The organism is Trichormus variabilis 0441 (assembly GCF_009856605.1).
Lineage (GTDB): Bacteria > Cyanobacteriota > Cyanobacteriia > Cyanobacteriales > Nostocaceae > Trichormus > Trichormus variabilis.
This window is the reverse complement of sequence record NZ_CP047242.1, coordinates 5,338,665-5,354,745: the sequence shown is the minus strand read 5'-3', so window position 1 is coordinate 5,354,745 and position 16,081 is coordinate 5,338,665. Positions and strand designations below refer to the sequence as shown.

Sequence of the window (16,081 nt, the reverse complement as noted above, 5' to 3'; positions counted from 1 at the left end):
AATGCTTACACTGTGTGCGATTAGACAACATCAGGTTAGGGGGTGATATGTCTGTCTATGGCGATTTGCTGCCTATAGTCAATTAAGATTTTTCAGAATCTTCAGTAGTTGGGTGTGATTTTTCCAAACTCTGACTTTGCCATATTTGTAGATTTTGGCAATGAATGGTGCTTGATTACTTTGGGCAAACTTCTCCATTCGCTCAACAGCCTGTACGAAGATGTCTGCCATTTCCTCTCCGGTTAAATTTCGCAGAGATAGTACAAACACTTTGGCATTGGAACTGGCGATCGCCATTTGCTCCAGAAAATTACGCCCAATTTCATCATCTTTTGTAAGAATCAACCAACCTCTGCGACTCACTTCTGGCAACCATTCTGTGTCCGGTGCATCAGACAAAAAATGGTCTGCATGAACTTCCACATTTGCACCCATACTACGCAAAGCATCCGCAACATATTTTTTGCCTAACGCTCTGTCAATAAAGAAAGTTGGCTGTTCTACTTTATTCACGCTGCTTGAGATAGAGATAATTCACATCGAATCGCTTCTTCAACTTGGAGGCGATCGCAACCATAATCGTCAGCTAAATCATCTATGGATTCACCGGCTTTATATCGCTCTGCCAAAATAGCTGTTGGAATACCCGTTCCAATTAATACTGGACGGCCAAATGAAATTCTAGGGTCAATCACTAAGGTTTTAGGAGATTCTTTTTCTGTCAAGTTTTCAGTTAGTCGTGTTAAGGGGAAAAGTTTAATTGCTGATCCAGTTTCATCCAGTTCAATTCGCCTGAGCAAGTTTTTTAGTGCTTCCCGCATTGCCAATTGAACCGCCATTGAAGCATTAATCAGCTTTCCCACTGAATCAACGAATAAATCCACCCCATCTGTCTGAAATTCAATCCTAGCCAAAGGATGCGGCACTTGAAATTGATGGTCAATATAGTCTAAAGCTGTACGTACTCTATCTAAGCGAATTTGATGATTCTTACGAATAACCCGCAGTACATGAGCTTCTACCAGATTAGTGAATGAAAGTTGTGGTATCTCTGGGCTGGGAAGCTCAATCAGTGGTTTAAAGAATCGTTTACCTTCTCCAGTAGGGTAAAAACGACCATGAAGCCAGGAGCGCAACGTACCTACTGGAATCAGCAAATAGCGTGCTGACTCAGAAATTGAGTAGCTGGGTATGTTGCGTAAATCGAGCTTCTGGTCAACAGTGTTCATTTTGGAAATAGTAATAATACCCCAATACTAATGATAATAGAGTAGATGTAAAATCAAACACGGCGATCGCATTTTAATTTTCTTGTTTAAAGCAATCTTTCGATCAACACAGATATACATCAGCAAAATCTAACTTAATTTTTTTATTAAAAATAAATAGACTGATTTTAAATTTATAAAAATATCTTACTTACTATATAAGTTCAACCAAGTTATGGAGTTTTCAGTTGTCTAACTTCAGTGAATTGATTGCCATTATTAAACGTATTGCTAAAGGTGAAGCAGTACAAACTGATATATCAAATGTCATTAGTACACTAACGAATCTTGGAGTAGAAGCAGATGACATACAAAAATTCACATCAATATTAAATGCAGATAGGCAGCAAGTCTATCAAATTGTCTTTCAATTAGGAAAATATAATTCCAACATTGGACAAGCCAAAGGTAATCAATTCGATATCCACGACGGCATAAGTTCAGAAGAAATTAAGGAAGTTTTGCGAGAAGTATTACAAGAGTTTTTTAGTAACACAAGTATTGGTATATCAGCTAAAAATTTACCAGCAGTTGATTATGAGATAACTGAAAGGCGAGAACGCACAAATTCAGAAATATCTCAATATTTACCTACATCAGAACTGCCAGCTATTTCAACCTTCGATTTTGAAACGATAACAGTAGGTAAGCAGGGAAACATTACTAGACGTTCTATTAAACAAGCAGAATACTTTGTAGAATATTTAAACAATGGTGTTGAACTAGAAATGGTTTCTATACCTGGTGGCTCATTTACAATGGGCGCATCTAAAGACGAATCTGGTACAATTGAAGATGAACGACCTCAACATTTAGTTACTCTTAAACCATTCTTTCTGGGTAAATATCCTATTACTCAAGCACAGTGGCAAGAGGTTGCGAATTTTCCAAAAATCAAATACGAACTTGAATCTGAGCCATCATATTTTAAAGGAGATAACTTACCTGTAGAGTGTATTTCTTGGTATGAAGCACAAGAATTTTGTGCTAGACTCTCACAGAAAACAGGACGAGTCTATCGTTTACCTAGTGAAGCAGAATGGGAATATGCTTGTCGTGCTAACACAACATCTTCATTTTATTGTGGTGCAATAATTACGAGAGATTTAGCGAATTATGGTGAGGAACAACAAACACATTTTCGTGTGAGTCAAACAAGTGAAGTCGGAATTTTTCCTGCTAATAGCTTTGGATTATATGATATGCACGGTAATGTTTGGGAATGGTGCGCTGACTATCAACATGAAGACTATCAAGACGCACCATCAGATGGTAGTGTATGGATAATAGATGGGAATCCAGAATATAGAATGCTTCGGGGTGGTGCTTGGGATTATGATTTTAGTTATTGTCGTTCTGCATCTCGCTATTTTGAAAATCCCAGTACACGCAATGAATCATTTGGTTTTAGAGTAGTGTGTTGTCTTGACAATGCCTAAAACTTTAAATATTTTTTCACTTGGTTTTTGATTTCGGAGATTAAAGTTGATTCTAAAATTTTTATGCTAGTTTCTTGCCTAATCTGAGCTTTTGTATTGCCACGATTCTTAATGCAGTAATCTCTGTAGAGGTGAGAAAGCCAATTCCAACTACCAACGACAGCAAATTTAGAGTCACAAATTAAAATTCTCTGATTCGTACCTTTACTTCGTTTGTATTGTTCTTTCCCTAAAGAATGTAGTGTTAAACCTGGATATTGAGGAACTAATTTTCTCAAATGATTTTCTGCTTTAATGTCATTATTATCAATGCCATCAGCACCCATATAACCATAAATTACTGCTATCTTTACCCCTCTTTGTAAAGCTGATACTATCTCTCTAGCAAACCTCTCTGGTTCTGAGTTATTATGTAAACCACGAATCCAAGGTGTAACAATCGTAATTTCTTCGTCAGCTTCATCAATAGCTGTTTTTAAAATATCTAAATGGTCACAATCAAGAACAAGGGTAGCTCCTGTCCTCTGTTCAGGAAAGTCATCTTTGGATTTGTACTCAAAAATTTCGCCATGCTCTCGAATATGTTCTACAAGTTTACGGGTGTAACCTTGAGCTTTTTCTAACCTATAAAGATTACCAACTAAAATAAACAGTTCTTCTGCTCTAGATACGGCAACATTGAGCAGATTGGGTTTAGAGTTGAGCCAATCACAGCTACGATTATCTTGTGGTCTGCATACTTTTGTAGATAAAATTATTACTCGCTTCTGTGAACCTTGAAATTGATGAATCGTCCCAATTGCTTCTTTTTGTAACCCAGACAGTTCTTTTTGTTTTGGTAAATTACGCCTCAAAGCTTGAGCATGAATGCTAAATGGAGAAATAACACCAATATCTTCTGGTGAGTAACCTTGACTAATCAAATGCTTGATGACTTCGCTGACTACAGCCTCCTCTTCTGTATTGACATTATCCTTATCAATACTTCCCTCGACGTGGTACGCAACTAGGTTTGTTGTTAATAGAGATGATACAGGTTTTGTCTTTACTTGTAACCCATATCCTACGATGCGATCGCAAAATTGAATAATACTAGGCTGACAACGGTAATGCTCAACTAGCTTAATTCCTTGACCTGTATCGCCGTCTTCTCCACTTACACCCGCCGCTCGATGATAGGTAGTAGCTAGTTCTGTTTCTTCAGGGCTGTAAAGATGATAATCAAGTTCAGATAGCCCTCTTTCAATAAAGGCTGAGTCATGGTACTGCTTGCGTCTTTGATTAGTTAAATTAATAATCGGTTCAATCTGAAGTGGATCTCCCACAATAATGGCGTTGCGACACCTAAACAACAAAGGAAATGTCTGATGCTGTGGTATCATTCCCGCTTCATCTACAATAATTCTATCAACGCAGTTAGTAACGCACGGCAGCATATTTTTTACTGAAAGCAATGTGCTGGTAATAACTGGAAATATTAAACTTATAGCTTTTAGATTCTCTTCTAATTTTTCTGAATTTTGGGAAAAATATCTACGGGTTCTCTCAGTACCTGTGATGAAATTTGAATATGCAGTTAAAGATTTTTTTACATCTTCTTTATTGCGTAGTGCTTCTTGCTTGAGTAATTGCCGCGATAATTCAAATAGTCTTTTATTTTCTTCATGATAATCAACATGAAAGTAATCATAAAAGTTTTTTAATTTAATCTCTAACCGAATTTCTAGTGATGCTAATTCTGAAGTTATCGAATTAAGCTTATTATTGAGTATATAAATATTTTCAGAAACTTCAATTAGTTTATTTTTTACTCTTTGTAACTCTTCTGCTCGTTCAATTCTTGTATTAATAAAACTCAATTGTTCAAGCAGAATACTGCGAGTCTTGGGGTTTTTAACAGGAAAAGGAGTGTCAACAGTTTTTAAAATGTACTCTTCGCATTTAGACGCTGTTTTCTTTAGAATCTGCTTTTCTGTGCCACGAGTTAGCAAAAGTATAATTTTTCTCCACCAAGGTAAATTACTTTCTGGCAGATTTGATTTCGCATTATCGAAAATAATCTGAATTTTTTTGTAGACATCTATTGGCAGCTTTTCATAAAGGTCTAGTTCCTGAACTTTTCTCTCAGACTGAACTTGGGTTATTTTTAAACTCTCTATTTCTAATTCAATCTGTTGAATTTTTCTTTGTAGCTGAGGTTGCTGTATTTCATCTGCATCACGTTGACGACGTAAGTTTAAATAGTTATTTTCTTGAGTTTTTAAATTGGCTACTATTGTTTTAGTTTCTTCTGCCAGGGAATTATATATATTTTCGTCAAAGCTTTGTTTATCCAGTAATTCAGTAATAGCAAGTTGGATAGCATCTTTAGCGCCTCCCTCTGCTTTAATATTAATCTTACTTCCTCCTTTTAGATAAAAAAACTTATCCTCTAAAGGCTTTTCTTTCAAGTATTCATCTAGTTTTTCAATAACATTTTCAACGGCTTTATTTACTGTGCTGCTAACAACTGTTAAGTTATTGATGTCTTCCTTGGTTTCGAGTAATGTGAGCGCACGCTTAACAACTTGCTGGGCTATGACATGAAGAATCAGTGTAGTTTTACCAGAACCTGGAGGCCCTTGAACTGCTGTTATGGGTTCAGTTTGAGAGTGTTTTAGTGCTTGCAGTTGAGAGTCAGTTGGTGGATGGGTTGGGAAAGCTCCTGTATATGTTACCTTGTGGGCTGGAAGTTGAGGCTTGCCAAATAAATACTCATAGGCTGGATGCTTAGATTTCAAGCAATTTTTTGCACTGGACTTAATATTTTTTAAATCAGGTTTGAGATTTATATGAAAGTTACTACCTGTGAACTTGAACAAATAAGGCTTGCGCTTAATATTATAATTATATGGATGCAATTGTAGTTGATTCATCCAGCTTTCATAGGTGTCAAATTCAATTCCAAAGGTACTTTTGAGAAACTGTGCGAACCCATCTTGGCTATTTAACTGCTCTCTCTGTTCATCATCAAGTTTCAGAAATGTTGCTAAGTTTTCGCCAGCTTCTACTAATTCCAAATTGTCAAGATTCCATCCATCCTCTTGATACTCTCCTTTGAGGATGGATGTCACATCTAAGCTAAACAAAGGATAATACTCAGATTTCCCCTGGTTGACAGTTGAAAGTTGAGGAAAAGATAAAACCCAAATACTGTCTTCTTGACCAGTTTCTTCGCTAACTTGCCGTTTAATTTCAGCAAAATTACTTTGATTAATTTTTACCAAATTACCGTCTAGCTCTACACCACTCAACACAGCTTCATTACCTGGAATTTTGGCATTATTCAAATCCACTAAAGCCATGAATTCTAACCATGCGTTGAGAATGGCTTCTACTTTGCTGGCTCTATTCAAAACTTCCTCCAGGTAGTTGCAAACAGATAGACGTACTAGATAACTAAGGAATCTTGCTTAATTGTCTATGTAAATCTAACTGTATCACTTTTGTTTTAATTACATTGTCACGAGATAATTACATATCTCTAAAAATCATTTTTATTTTTTATAAACAAATAATTTGAGTTAGAGTATAGAAAATAACTGTTGTATTAATTGCTGTCGTTAATCACTGTATTACCCATACCAGTATTGATGTTGTATTTTGAATTTTTCTGAGTCACAACTTGAATCACCGAATTATTGGTACTTGGTTGATTAAAAGCTCCAGGTTCAGGTTCAATTTCTGGTTCACCTTCAAAGGGTAATCCTTTCGGCTCAGTTTCACCACCTGCGTAGTATGCCAGAATAAAGTTATCAGCCTGCTCGAAATTTAAAATGGGATGCTGGCGATCGCCTGTTCTTCTTGGTACGACTTCACGCGCATACATGGCTAAATCTGCAACCCGCACATAACCATCTTTTTGCGAAGTTCCTTTACCTGCTAAAGCTTCAATTAAGGCCAGTGTAAAAGCACTGTAGGGTTTACCTGCGAAAGATTTTTCATCAGCTTGGGAGGAAGCGATCGCAACTCGTCCTTTCCCTTGATTAAATAAAGCTTGAGCCTCTGGCGGAAGGGGTGCTTTTTGTGCTTCATACCCTAACTTTGATGTATCTCCTAAGCCACCAGCATGGCAACAATCCAGTAAGACTAACAGCTTTTTAGCAGAAATCGCCTGTAGCTTGGTGATAAATTCTGCACCACTAATCGCTGTTTTATGTAGTTTGGTTTGATCATAGCCAAAAGGCATTAAGTAATACGCTTCACCTATGGGACTACTGACCTGATAACCATGTCCAGAAAAATAGACAATTACCGTAGAATCAGGTGTAGTTGATTGAGCTAATTGGTCTAAAGCTGCAAGGATTCCCTCTCGGTTTGCCTGTTCTTTAGTCAATAAATGTACCTGTTCAGATGAATAAGCGCAGCGTTCCTGGTCTTTGAGGATATTGGCAAGACCGACAGCATCATCTACGGTGTTGGGTAAATCACATCCAACCCCAACAATACAGGCATGACCTTGGCTAAAGAGTGCGTTCACTTTTGGGTATGTATTAGGTAGTATGGCTATAATTTAGCACCTATCTTCAGGTATGAAAATTAGGCATTTTGATATTCTAAAAATTATATTTTTATCATTGGTTATTTTGGCAGAATCTCCAGCTTTGGCTGAAGCAGAGGTTGTAACTAACCCTAAAGCAATTACAATCAATGCAACCAGAGGAGAAAATATCACCCGCACGATTACGCTGCGGACTAGCGAGAAAGTAAGTAATTTAAAAGTAGTTACTTTAGATTTATTGAGTGCTAATAATAGTTCCGTTTTACCAGCACGCACAATTAATAAACTAATTTCACAGTCACACAGGTAGCTCATAAAGCCGATGAATCAAGCTCATAGTGTCATCAGCAGCAATTCACTGTATTAGCAATTGATGGGTTAGTTTTTGCCTTTTGGCGCAAATTAGCCAATAAAGTGGAAAAAGCCTAAAATATTTTTAACTCAGTAACTAAGGATCAGAAATAGTGTGGCTAATCAAGATCATCTCAGTGAAATTCTTGATCGCATCCTGAAGGGTAATCAAACTGAGGCGGATATTGACCAACTGCTGCGATCGCTCAAAACGGTTAATGGTATCTTACAGTCAGTATCCCAAAATGGTAAGTTCAACAATAATATTGGTCAGATAACTGGGGGAGATATTCAGATTGGCGATCGCATTTATCAAGGTGCGGATGCAGAAATAATTCGAGAAATAATTCGGTCTCTCCTTGAGGAACTAAAAGCAACTGGTCAATTTGTCCCATTTAAAGAGCAGAACCAGCAGTCTGTTGATAAACTGGTGCAACAAGTGCAATCGCGCATTCATGATGATATTCAGCGATTACATGGCACAATGCCGCTATGGGGTGTAGATCACTGGGTTCCTTTAGGTGATTTGTTTGTAGATGTGAACATTCTAGAGGAACTAAGCAGTAGCCGTAAGTCAGAACTCGATGACTTGTGGCAAGATTTTACAACTGGGATAGAGAGGTATTCAGGCGATCGCAGTTTGGATCGCATTGGCTTAGGTAAAGAGCGACAAAGGGTTTCAGGACTAGAGGTACTGGAGAAAAATACGAATCTCATGGTGGTGGGTAAACCAGGTTCAGGGAAAACTACTTATTTGCAACGAATAGTTACCGAGTGCAACGCTGGCAATTTACAAGCGCACCGAATCCCAGCTTTGATTAAATTACGAGAATTTGTAGAAGATGGACGTAAATTTGCCTATTCGCTGGAGCGTTATTTTGAGCAGTGTTGGCAATTATCAAACAAAGAAATTCATTTGATTTTCCATCAAGGTCAAGCATTGGTGTTGCTAGATGGATTAGATGAAGTGACAGGAGAAGATGGTAAAAACATCACCAAGCAAATTAAGCAGTTTGCTCGTTCTTATCCGCAGGTGCAGGTAATTGTGACCTGTCGGACGCAAAGCCAAGAATCGCGGTTTGAGCGGTTTGATTATGTAGAGGTAGCAGATTTTAATCAAGCCCAAGTGCGATTATTTGCAGAGCATTGGTTTCAGGCAGTTATTGGGGATGACTCAGCAGGAATAACACAATCACAGGAGTTTCTCAATCAGCTTTTTCTGGAGGCGAATCAAGCGATTCGGGATTTAGTGATTACACCAATTTTGCTGAGTTTGACTTGTGCTGTGTTTCATCAGACTGGCAAGTTCTACTCAAAGCGTTCCAAGCTTTATGAGGAAGGGTTAGAGATACTACTAGAGCAGTGGGACAAGTCACGAGAGATTGAGCGAGATGAGATTTACCGAGATTTATCACCAGAACGCAAGCTGGAGTTACTTAGTTATCTGGCAGTGAAAAAGTTTGAGCAGCCACAGTATGTTTTATTTGAGCAGTCAGAAATTGAGGGTTACATAGCAGAGTTTTTGGGAGTTGGGCTGCGGGATAGTCGAGCAGTTTTGAAGACGATCGAGTCTCAGCATGGGTTGTTGATTGAGCGAAGCCAGAAAGTTTGGTCGTTTTCACACCTGACGTTTCAAGAGTATTTAGTTGCAAAGAGGTTTTGCAATCAAGGTAATTGGCAATTTCTAGCTAATCAAATTACTACATCTCATTGGCGAGAAGTTTTATTGACAGCGTCCGAAATAACTAATGACCCTGATTCTTTACTTAAATTAATGAAAATTAAAATTGATACTTTACTAGCTGGTAATGAGAAATTTCAGGATTATTTAATATGGCTAAGTACAAAAGCTAGTTCACTCAAATTCTCCTACAGCCAAGCAGCATTACGCGCTCTTTGTATGGCACTTAATCTTGACGAAGAAGATTTTGAACTGCCTTACAATCTTGGGATTGATCTGGATTTTAACTTTTTACCAAATGAACCATCAAACGATGAGCGGTTAATTTCAGAATATGCAGTTGACCGTAATCTTCGTCTTGCTCTACATTTTTCTTCTGGCAATCGAGGTGTTGAATCTAAAACTTTTAGAGTACCTATTAATATCATTCTTCAACAGATAATTGATAACGAACTGCAATATCTCTGCCCCAGAAATTTCCAAATGGAGAATGAAATACTCCAGCTTATAAATAAATTACCTGATTGGTGGATAAATGAAAATAGCTTTGATAATGTGATGATTAATAAAATAGATGATTGGTGGCAAATAAACGGTGACAGTTGGATAAATAACTTGAGAAAATTAATGATAAAACATCGTAATTTCGGTCATAATTGGTGCTTTATACAAGAACAAACTGATATTTTGGAAAAATATTATAATGCCAATACTCTATTAGTAGAGTGTTTAAATAGTTCTAATGTTAGCAGGGAGACAAAGGAACAGATTGAGCAGCTACTATTACTAACGATAGCCGAAATTGAAAAACGCAAATGTGAAACAGGCAAATAGATCGCTCATTTCATGATTTGTATGAATTTTAGGCTACATCATCAGACAGAAATTTAGAAATTTGATTATAAACTTCTGAATTTTCTTCAAGGGCTTGACGTAAATCATATTGTGTTTGTAAATTTAACCAAAACTGGGCGGTGTTGCCAAAATAGTGGGATAGACGCAAAGCTGTATCAGCCGTAATACTCCGTTTTCCAGATAAAATTTCACTAATTCGTGTCTGAGTTACACCTATATCTTTGCTTAATCGATAAGCTGTGATATTCAACGGTTCTAAAAAGTCTAGTTTTAGGATTTCACCTGGATGAATGTTTGGCAAACGGTTGTTATTCATAATGATTTTTATACTTAGTGGTAATCGACTATTTCAACTTCCGAAGCATTGTTTTCATCTGTCCAAACAAAGCAAATCCGCCATTGGTCATTAATCCGAATACTGTACTGGCCACTTCTATCGCCAACTAGCTTTTCTAGGCGATTTCCTGGTGGGACGCGTAAGTCATTAATTGATGTTGCTGCATCAAGGATAAGTAGTTTTCGTAAAGCAGTCTTCTGAATATTGGGTGGGTATTGAGAAGATGTAAAGCCTTCAAAAATTAGCTTTGTCTCTTCAGACTTGAAATTAACAATCACAATGATATCGTTTTGCGTTACTATCGTCAAACGTTAGTATACATTTCAAGTGGTAAATTTTGACATTGCCCAAGCGATGGCGTAACCGCCCAGGGTAGCTGATCGCTCATTCTTACAAAACTTGAACATTAAAGATGCCTGACAACAAGCTGTGCTGTATCTAAGTTTAGAATTTAACCGTAAGCATATCCTCTGAATCTTTCCCAGCACCGTTAATATGACTGACGTAAACCCGGACATCACTGGAACTATTACGATCGCCGTGCAACCCCAAGACAATGGACAGTATATTTGTCAGTTATCATCGTCTCTGAGCGATTCTCCTAGAGAAAATATACAATGCTACGGGCAAACCAAAGAACACGCGATCGCGATCGCCTTAGAACAACTAGCCGATGACTATCGCAAAATAGCAGAAGAACAACAAAATATAGCTTGGGACACAGTAGAGCGATTAGACACTGGAAAGCCAATTACCAAGCATTACCATGTAATTCTGCACTATGAGCGCATTGCTGAGGAAGAATCGAAGTTTGAGGCAATGCACAATACCATTATGGGAAATACGGTGGTGGAGAATGCAAATATCACCGTGATTGAGATTGATCCAGATATACCAATTGAGCCATTAACGCGATCGTGGGATTGATTGGGCTAGTGAAATCAACGGAAAATTAAGGGTTTTCAAGAGCTTAGTGCTATTGCGATCGCCGAAGGCTTAAGCTTTGCTTATCGCCTGATAAAATTAATGTGGACTGTTGTGTCTGCCCCTCCTATCTTTGGAGTTTAAACTAGAAATTTCTTATTCATTCCCGCACAGCATTAAAGGCGAGAAGATAAAACACCCAAAACTGAACTGTTGAATTTGCTATTTAACTAGCTGAACAGTTTTATAACCATACGAACCCATAGAATCCTGATTCTGCCGTTGCTGGCGGATGGTTGCCAAATGCTCTAATGCTTGGTTCAACCCTCTTGAAATGTGCCGCTCATATCGAGCTAATTTATCTGTATTTTGCGGCAAAGCCAGGGATTTCTTCTCCTCCTCCCTAATCTGTGCCTGCAAACTTTCCAGTTCTGCACCCCCACTTCTATCGGTTCCCAAGTCCATGAGTGATTGCAAAGCATCGGGAAATTTAAAGTTCATTTCAGTCCTCAATATAGCAAGATTGGCGATCGCCGCCTCCGCCTGCCAAAGTCGATTTAACTTGAGCCACCCCATTGCCACTTGCTGCACCAGCAGTTTTTCCGTAGCAGTTGTTGGTTGATATTCGTCAATTAAAGACTGTACACAGCCTTGAAATATCTCTAAATCTTCACCCAGCACTAGCGGTGGATTAACCGAAAGTAAGCCATGCCGAGTAGAGTTTTGAGCAGCAATCGACTTGCCATTTTGTGTAACTGGCCCACGAGATTTTTTTCCATTGGCTCGACAAATTTCAGGATTGGCAACCATAAGCTTTCTCTTACAAAATTACTGGTATAGTCATCGCTTTTTGTTCTTCACAAGTGGAAGAACTAATACAACTTGTGTATGTATAAAGTCACAAGTCAAGTGGCTTGTATGAGTAATTCCCTGTACTTGCTTTTTGTTTTCTTCTAAGACTTTGTGAGCGATCGCGGTCATGTTGGATTAACATCACTAATACTCACTGAACATGAGCGATCGCCCACGTCAATAAATAATTTTTCACCCATCATTGTAAGCACTTCAGCTTCTGAACCTTGGTAGCTAACTTTATCCCCTTGTTTAAATTTGTAGACCTTTGGAGAAATCACCTCAAAGCTATCGCTGATAGTGATTTCATCTAATTGTGGCTCAGAACTTGTAGATAAGTGTACATAATCTGTAGACTCTTAAGAAACAGGCTCAAAGCTATTTCTACCAATACTTTCGGAATAACGATCTTGATTTGTAGATGTTGTAGACGATTCTCTATGTAAATTTTCATCCAAGTTCACAACTGGAGTATCTGTTTGTGGCTCAACCAATGTTTTGACCTTCACCTCATGAGAAAAATTGTCTACATCGTCTACAAAATCAGACTGTTTTTTCTGTAATTCAGTTTTCACGATGGTTTCAGGAGAGAAATAATTATCTACAAATCGTCTACAATCATCTACAGAGTTTTGACTATTTTCTTCTGAACTTCTTGTTTTTACAGTGGTTGAGGCTTTTTTATCAGTAGCCAACAAATCGTCTACAACTTTATTAGTTCTAAACTCTAATCGTTTACCAGTTCCTCTTAATTCCCCGTAACCCATATCTACTGCCTTAGTCATCAGTTCTCTAACCTCGGCTGATTTCATCCGGCCTTTAGCGTTTTGGCTGAGGCTGACATCTCTTGCAGTGAGCCATCCTTCCTCACCAAGTGATTGGCGTTTTATAGAAAGCTTAATCATGGCTAAAATTGCAGACTGTGTTGATTCCCCAGCTATTTGTAGATGCACTGTCTGAATCTGTGTTAATAGATGCTCAACGATGCCCGCAGCCTGTTGTACTCGAATTAAGGGAATGATTGCTGGTGGAGTTTCACAAAAAGAATCTGATAGTTCATGGATGAGATGGAGATTTAAGGATACCCGTCCCAACAACCCTGTACACTTTTTCAAGAACTCTTTCAAAGCACCGTTTGGAAGCCTTCCGGCTTCAAGTTGCCATTTATTGTCCACACTACGGAAATATTGGTAAGCCTCATCTGTAATATGGTACGTCTGAGGCGCACAGTTAAGTGTTGCCCTGTACAGTCCTTGAAGCAGTCCAGTTAAGTCAATAACCGGTGCGCTCTCATCTGGTAGTAGACGTATATCTTCATTCAGTATTGAAAAAGTAAATCTGGGTAGTAATCCATCACTTGCGCCAATCTGAAAATATTGATGAAGAATGGAGGGTTGTAATCCACCAAGCCAAGCTGTGTTATTTGCCCCAACACAAATGTTCTTTGATACTTTAGCTTCACTGAATCCATCACCATCATACAAACTGAGAAATTCTTGGCGGTCATTACCTTGACCACGCTTGTATTGATTGAATCCACCAAACAAACCTGATAATTCATCAACAACATTCAGTATTGAGTATTCTGGTGCTTTTGCAATGTAATCTTTCAATCCTTCCAATGTGGAGCCAGTTAAATACATCTTGTTTACTGGCTTTGGTGCTTCTGGTTGTGGAGTGGATTTATCAGATTTTTCCCATGCAGCTAAATCTCTGTTGTATTCTTCTGATTCTTCTTTAAATCGTTTAACTTCTTCCTCTCTTAGAGCATTTAGGGGCTTTTTAACCAAAGCTCTAAAGATGATTGACTTACCAGTTCCAGACTCACCAACTAAAGCATGGTTAATAGCTGGATTTTGATAAAATTCATTGTGCCTATTTCCGATCAAAACCTTTGTACCAACCATGTGAGATGAGCTAACTACGCTGATTAAACACATCATTAATGAGGTCTCTGGTAGCGATTGGTTGCGCCCAAATAACATTAAGGCTGTCGCTATTGTTCTTGGTAAGAACTGCCTAACATCTAAATTAATCTTGGAACATCTTAATATTGTTTGAATGTCTTCTCTTATCAGTTCATTATCTTCAGACTTACGATGTTCTGCTTCTACATTGCCTAGAAAATTGTCTAACTTTACAGGATAATACTTTTTGTTTGCCTCAGTTTTAAAACGACTTATTTCTGATTTTGAAACCTGAGAATCTAGCAAATTGATGTACTCAGCTTTAATATCGTCGTATGGAATGGTGGCTGTAGTGTGAATAAGAACTTTTGATGGTTGGGCGATCGCCTGTTGGTGTTTTTCTGGAGCGATATGGCCTTTTGATTTAGCGATGTCTAGAGCAGCTCTAAAAACATCTTTAGTATTGCACCCACCATGACAGCGAAATTTTCCTGTAGCTTCGTTAACGTGTAAACTATCATGACTGTCACCATCATGAGCAGGACACTTACAGGTTATCCATCCTTTGCGCCCCCCTGTTTGATATCCATCTAGATATGGAGAAAGCTTTCGCATATCAGCCCAATCATCAGCCACAGGGGCATTTTCTTGTGATTGTGGTTTGTAACAAGGTATTGATTTTCTTAATTCTTCAAAAGAATAAAGCTTGCCTGAGTTAGAAATAATTGTTGTTTGTCCGTTGCTTTGGTTATTGAGTGAAAAGTGCAAACACCCGGCCAGCCTCATCACCCTCGATGGATTTTTGAGTGCGCGATCTGCATCTGCATACTCCAGTAAGTCAGCTTGCAGGCGTTTCCACTGCTGAGGATTGATGAACTGGTCAAAAACCCAATAACTATGTATAGACCTACCGCCAGTATCTATCTGCAAACTTGGTTCTGGCAGTTTGAGCGATCGCCATAATTCTCTCTGTACTTCTTTATCTAAATCGTCATGTTCAATAAAAAGTGCGCGACAGTTAGTGATATCTTGATCTCTATGTCCAGGGCCATTCACAACCAAGTAAACCCCTCTACCCTCTGATTGAAATTGCCTAACAATTTCGACTAGTTCATCTAAATTATTAGTTTCTGCCTTTCTCCCCTTATCATTGGTTTTTCGTGGATCGTTGCTAGGATAAAAAGCGCGGAGACAGACTGCATCATTTTGATTAAATCCAAGAGCTTTAAGTTGTTGACAGATTTGAGCTACGTCAATTGTAGGAGCATTTGCTCCTTTGCCTGTTTGTGCATACATGGCGATTTGTTATCCCTTATGCTAATAAATATTTAGAAATGCTTTGATGAACTGTTTGAGTACAATGACTTAGAAGTTTTGTCATCGGCTTCATACTCAATATCTTTGTTTTTATCCCGTTCTAAAAACTTATGTTGTCTTGTTTCAGAGCAACTAATAGTGGGAAATTCATTTTTGCACAGTCACTTAATTCTTTAATTGCGCTCTCTCAAGAGTTTGTCTTTTCTAGGGTAAAAATCATGAGTTTAGTTCACCCCTTTATGCACGAATAATCTTATATATTTGCTCTGAGGAGCGGTTGAATCTTGTTTTTGATAATTCTCGTGTATCAATTGACCTTCCTTCCTCTTTTCTGTGGTTGATTAGATGGAAGGGACTGAAGATAAATATCTATCGCTCTTTGATGCGCCTGTGGATTATCTCTATTAGCAATCCAATCGAGTATTAAAGTAATGTTGTAAAGCGTAGTTCTGGAATTTATTTTTTGCCAATGGATTCCTTCTTCCCAAATCCCTTTGAGCCGATATCGCTTAAATGTTTCAGATGATAAACCTATTTGTTCTGATAGCTGTCTTTTGCTAACAAAATAGTTCATATCGGAGTTATTGTTAACGAACTAATCCAATATGAA

The 16,081-nt window shown here is 38.1% G+C and carries 14 protein-coding genes; 4 read left to right on the top strand and 10 right to left on the bottom strand.

The annotated features are described in order from the left end of the window. Positions 1-78: 78 nt before the first annotated feature. A complete protein-coding gene (locus GSQ19_RS22085) occupies positions 79-513 on the bottom strand; it encodes a PIN-like domain-containing protein (protein ID WP_011319981.1) in 435 nt (144 codons plus the stop codon). Then, complete coding sequence (locus GSQ19_RS22080) at positions 510-1,229, bottom strand: DUF433 domain-containing protein (protein WP_011319980.1); 720 nt, start codon at positions 1,227-1,229, stop codon at positions 510-512. Before GSQ19_RS22080 ends, GSQ19_RS22085 begins: the two co-directional genes overlap by 4 nt. A 227-nt stretch (positions 1,230-1,456) precedes the next feature. Here GSQ19_RS22080 and GSQ19_RS30100 point away from each other — a divergent pair, with 227 nt between their 5' ends. Further along, the gene (locus GSQ19_RS30100; protein ID WP_011319979.1) at positions 1,457-2,707 is read left to right on the top strand and encodes an SUMF1/EgtB/PvdO family nonheme iron enzyme; all 1,251 of its coding nucleotides are present in this window, start codon (positions 1,457-1,459) and stop codon (positions 2,705-2,707) included. Here GSQ19_RS30100 and GSQ19_RS22070 read toward each other — a convergent pair. Both GSQ19_RS22070 and GSQ19_RS22065 read right to left on the bottom strand, forming a co-directional pair. Next, on the bottom strand, positions 2,704-6,102 hold the full coding sequence (locus tag GSQ19_RS22070; protein WP_011319978.1) for an AAA domain-containing protein: 3,399 nt from the start codon (positions 6,100-6,102) through the stop codon (positions 2,704-2,706). The genes GSQ19_RS30100 and GSQ19_RS22070 overlap by 4 nt on opposite strands. Positions 6,103-6,296: 194 nt before the next feature. Beyond that, entirely contained in the window at positions 6,297-7,226 is a 930-nt protein-coding gene (locus GSQ19_RS22065; RefSeq protein ID WP_011319977.1) for a caspase family protein, read from the bottom strand. 106 nt (positions 7,227-7,332) lie between these two features. Between GSQ19_RS22065 and GSQ19_RS22060 the strand changes: the two genes are divergently transcribed. Both GSQ19_RS22060 and GSQ19_RS22055 read left to right on the top strand, forming a co-directional pair. Continuing rightward, the gene (locus GSQ19_RS22060) at positions 7,333-7,557 is read left to right on the top strand and encodes a hypothetical protein (protein ID WP_153228420.1); all 225 of its coding nucleotides are present in this window, start codon (positions 7,333-7,335) and stop codon (positions 7,555-7,557) included. A gap of 156 nt (positions 7,558-7,713) precedes the next feature. Beyond that, complete coding sequence (locus GSQ19_RS22055; protein WP_011319975.1) at positions 7,714-10,113, top strand: NACHT C-terminal helical domain 2-containing protein; 2,400 nt, start codon at positions 7,714-7,716, stop codon at positions 10,111-10,113. Between the two features lie 28 nt (positions 10,114-10,141). On the opposite strand, the gene GSQ19_RS22050 is transcribed toward GSQ19_RS22055, so the two are convergent. Further along, a complete protein-coding gene (locus tag GSQ19_RS22050; RefSeq protein WP_011319974.1) occupies positions 10,142-10,450 on the bottom strand; it encodes a HigA family addiction module antitoxin in 309 nt (102 codons plus the stop codon). Positions 10,451-10,464: 14 nt separating this feature from the next. Next, entirely contained in the window at positions 10,465-10,749 is a 285-nt protein-coding gene (locus tag GSQ19_RS22045) for a type II toxin-antitoxin system RelE/ParE family toxin (protein WP_011319973.1), read from the bottom strand. A gap of 217 nt (positions 10,750-10,966) precedes the next feature. Here GSQ19_RS22045 and GSQ19_RS22040 point away from each other — a divergent pair, with 217 nt between their 5' ends. After that, complete coding sequence (locus GSQ19_RS22040; protein ID WP_011319972.1) at positions 10,967-11,398, top strand: hypothetical protein; 432 nt, start codon at positions 10,967-10,969, stop codon at positions 11,396-11,398. A gap of 219 nt (positions 11,399-11,617) precedes the next feature. Here the strand turns inward: GSQ19_RS22040 and GSQ19_RS22035 are convergent, their stop codons facing one another. The 4 genes from GSQ19_RS22035 to xisR form a co-directional block, all read right to left on the bottom strand. Next, complete coding sequence (locus GSQ19_RS22035; RefSeq protein WP_011319971.1) at positions 11,618-12,205, bottom strand: hypothetical protein; 588 nt, start codon at positions 12,203-12,205, stop codon at positions 11,618-11,620. Positions 12,206-12,372: 167 nt separating this feature from the next. Then, complete coding sequence (locus GSQ19_RS22030; RefSeq protein ID WP_011319970.1) at positions 12,373-12,528, bottom strand: hypothetical protein; 156 nt, start codon at positions 12,526-12,528, stop codon at positions 12,373-12,375. A gap of 78 nt (positions 12,529-12,606) precedes the next feature. Then, positions 12,607-15,450 carry a DUF3987 domain-containing protein gene (locus GSQ19_RS22025; RefSeq protein ID WP_011319969.1) on the bottom strand — a complete coding sequence of 948 codons (2,844 nt, stop codon included), beginning with the start codon at positions 15,448-15,450 and terminating at the stop codon, positions 12,607-12,609. Between the two features lie 328 nt (positions 15,451-15,778). Then, on the bottom strand, positions 15,779-16,045 hold the full coding sequence (gene xisR / locus GSQ19_RS22020; protein WP_010997651.1) for an excisionase family protein: 267 nt from the start codon (positions 16,043-16,045) through the stop codon (positions 15,779-15,781). Between the last annotated feature and the right edge of the window lie 36 nt (positions 16,046-16,081).

Excerpts from the sequence above, each read along its gene's own strand:
- GSQ19_RS22025 (WP_011319969.1), bottom strand. The coding sequence starts at position 15,450 with ATGTATGCACAAACAGGCAAAGGAGCAAATGCTCCTACAATTGACGTA.
- GSQ19_RS22040 (WP_011319972.1), top strand. The coding sequence starts at position 10,967 with ATGACTGACGTAAACCCGGACATCACTGGAACTATTACGATCGCCGTG.
- GSQ19_RS22080 (WP_011319980.1), bottom strand. The coding sequence starts at position 1,229 with ATGAACACTGTTGACCAGAAGCTCGATTTACGCAACATACCCAGCTAC.
- GSQ19_RS22035 (WP_011319971.1), bottom strand. The coding sequence starts at position 12,205 with ATGGTTGCCAATCCTGAAATTTGTCGAGCCAATGGAAAAAAATCTCGT.
- GSQ19_RS22050 (WP_011319974.1), bottom strand. The coding sequence starts at position 10,450 with ATGAATAACAACCGTTTGCCAAACATTCATCCAGGTGAAATCCTAAAA.
- xisR (WP_010997651.1), bottom strand. The coding sequence starts at position 16,045 with ATGAACTATTTTGTTAGCAAAAGACAGCTATCAGAACAAATAGGTTTA.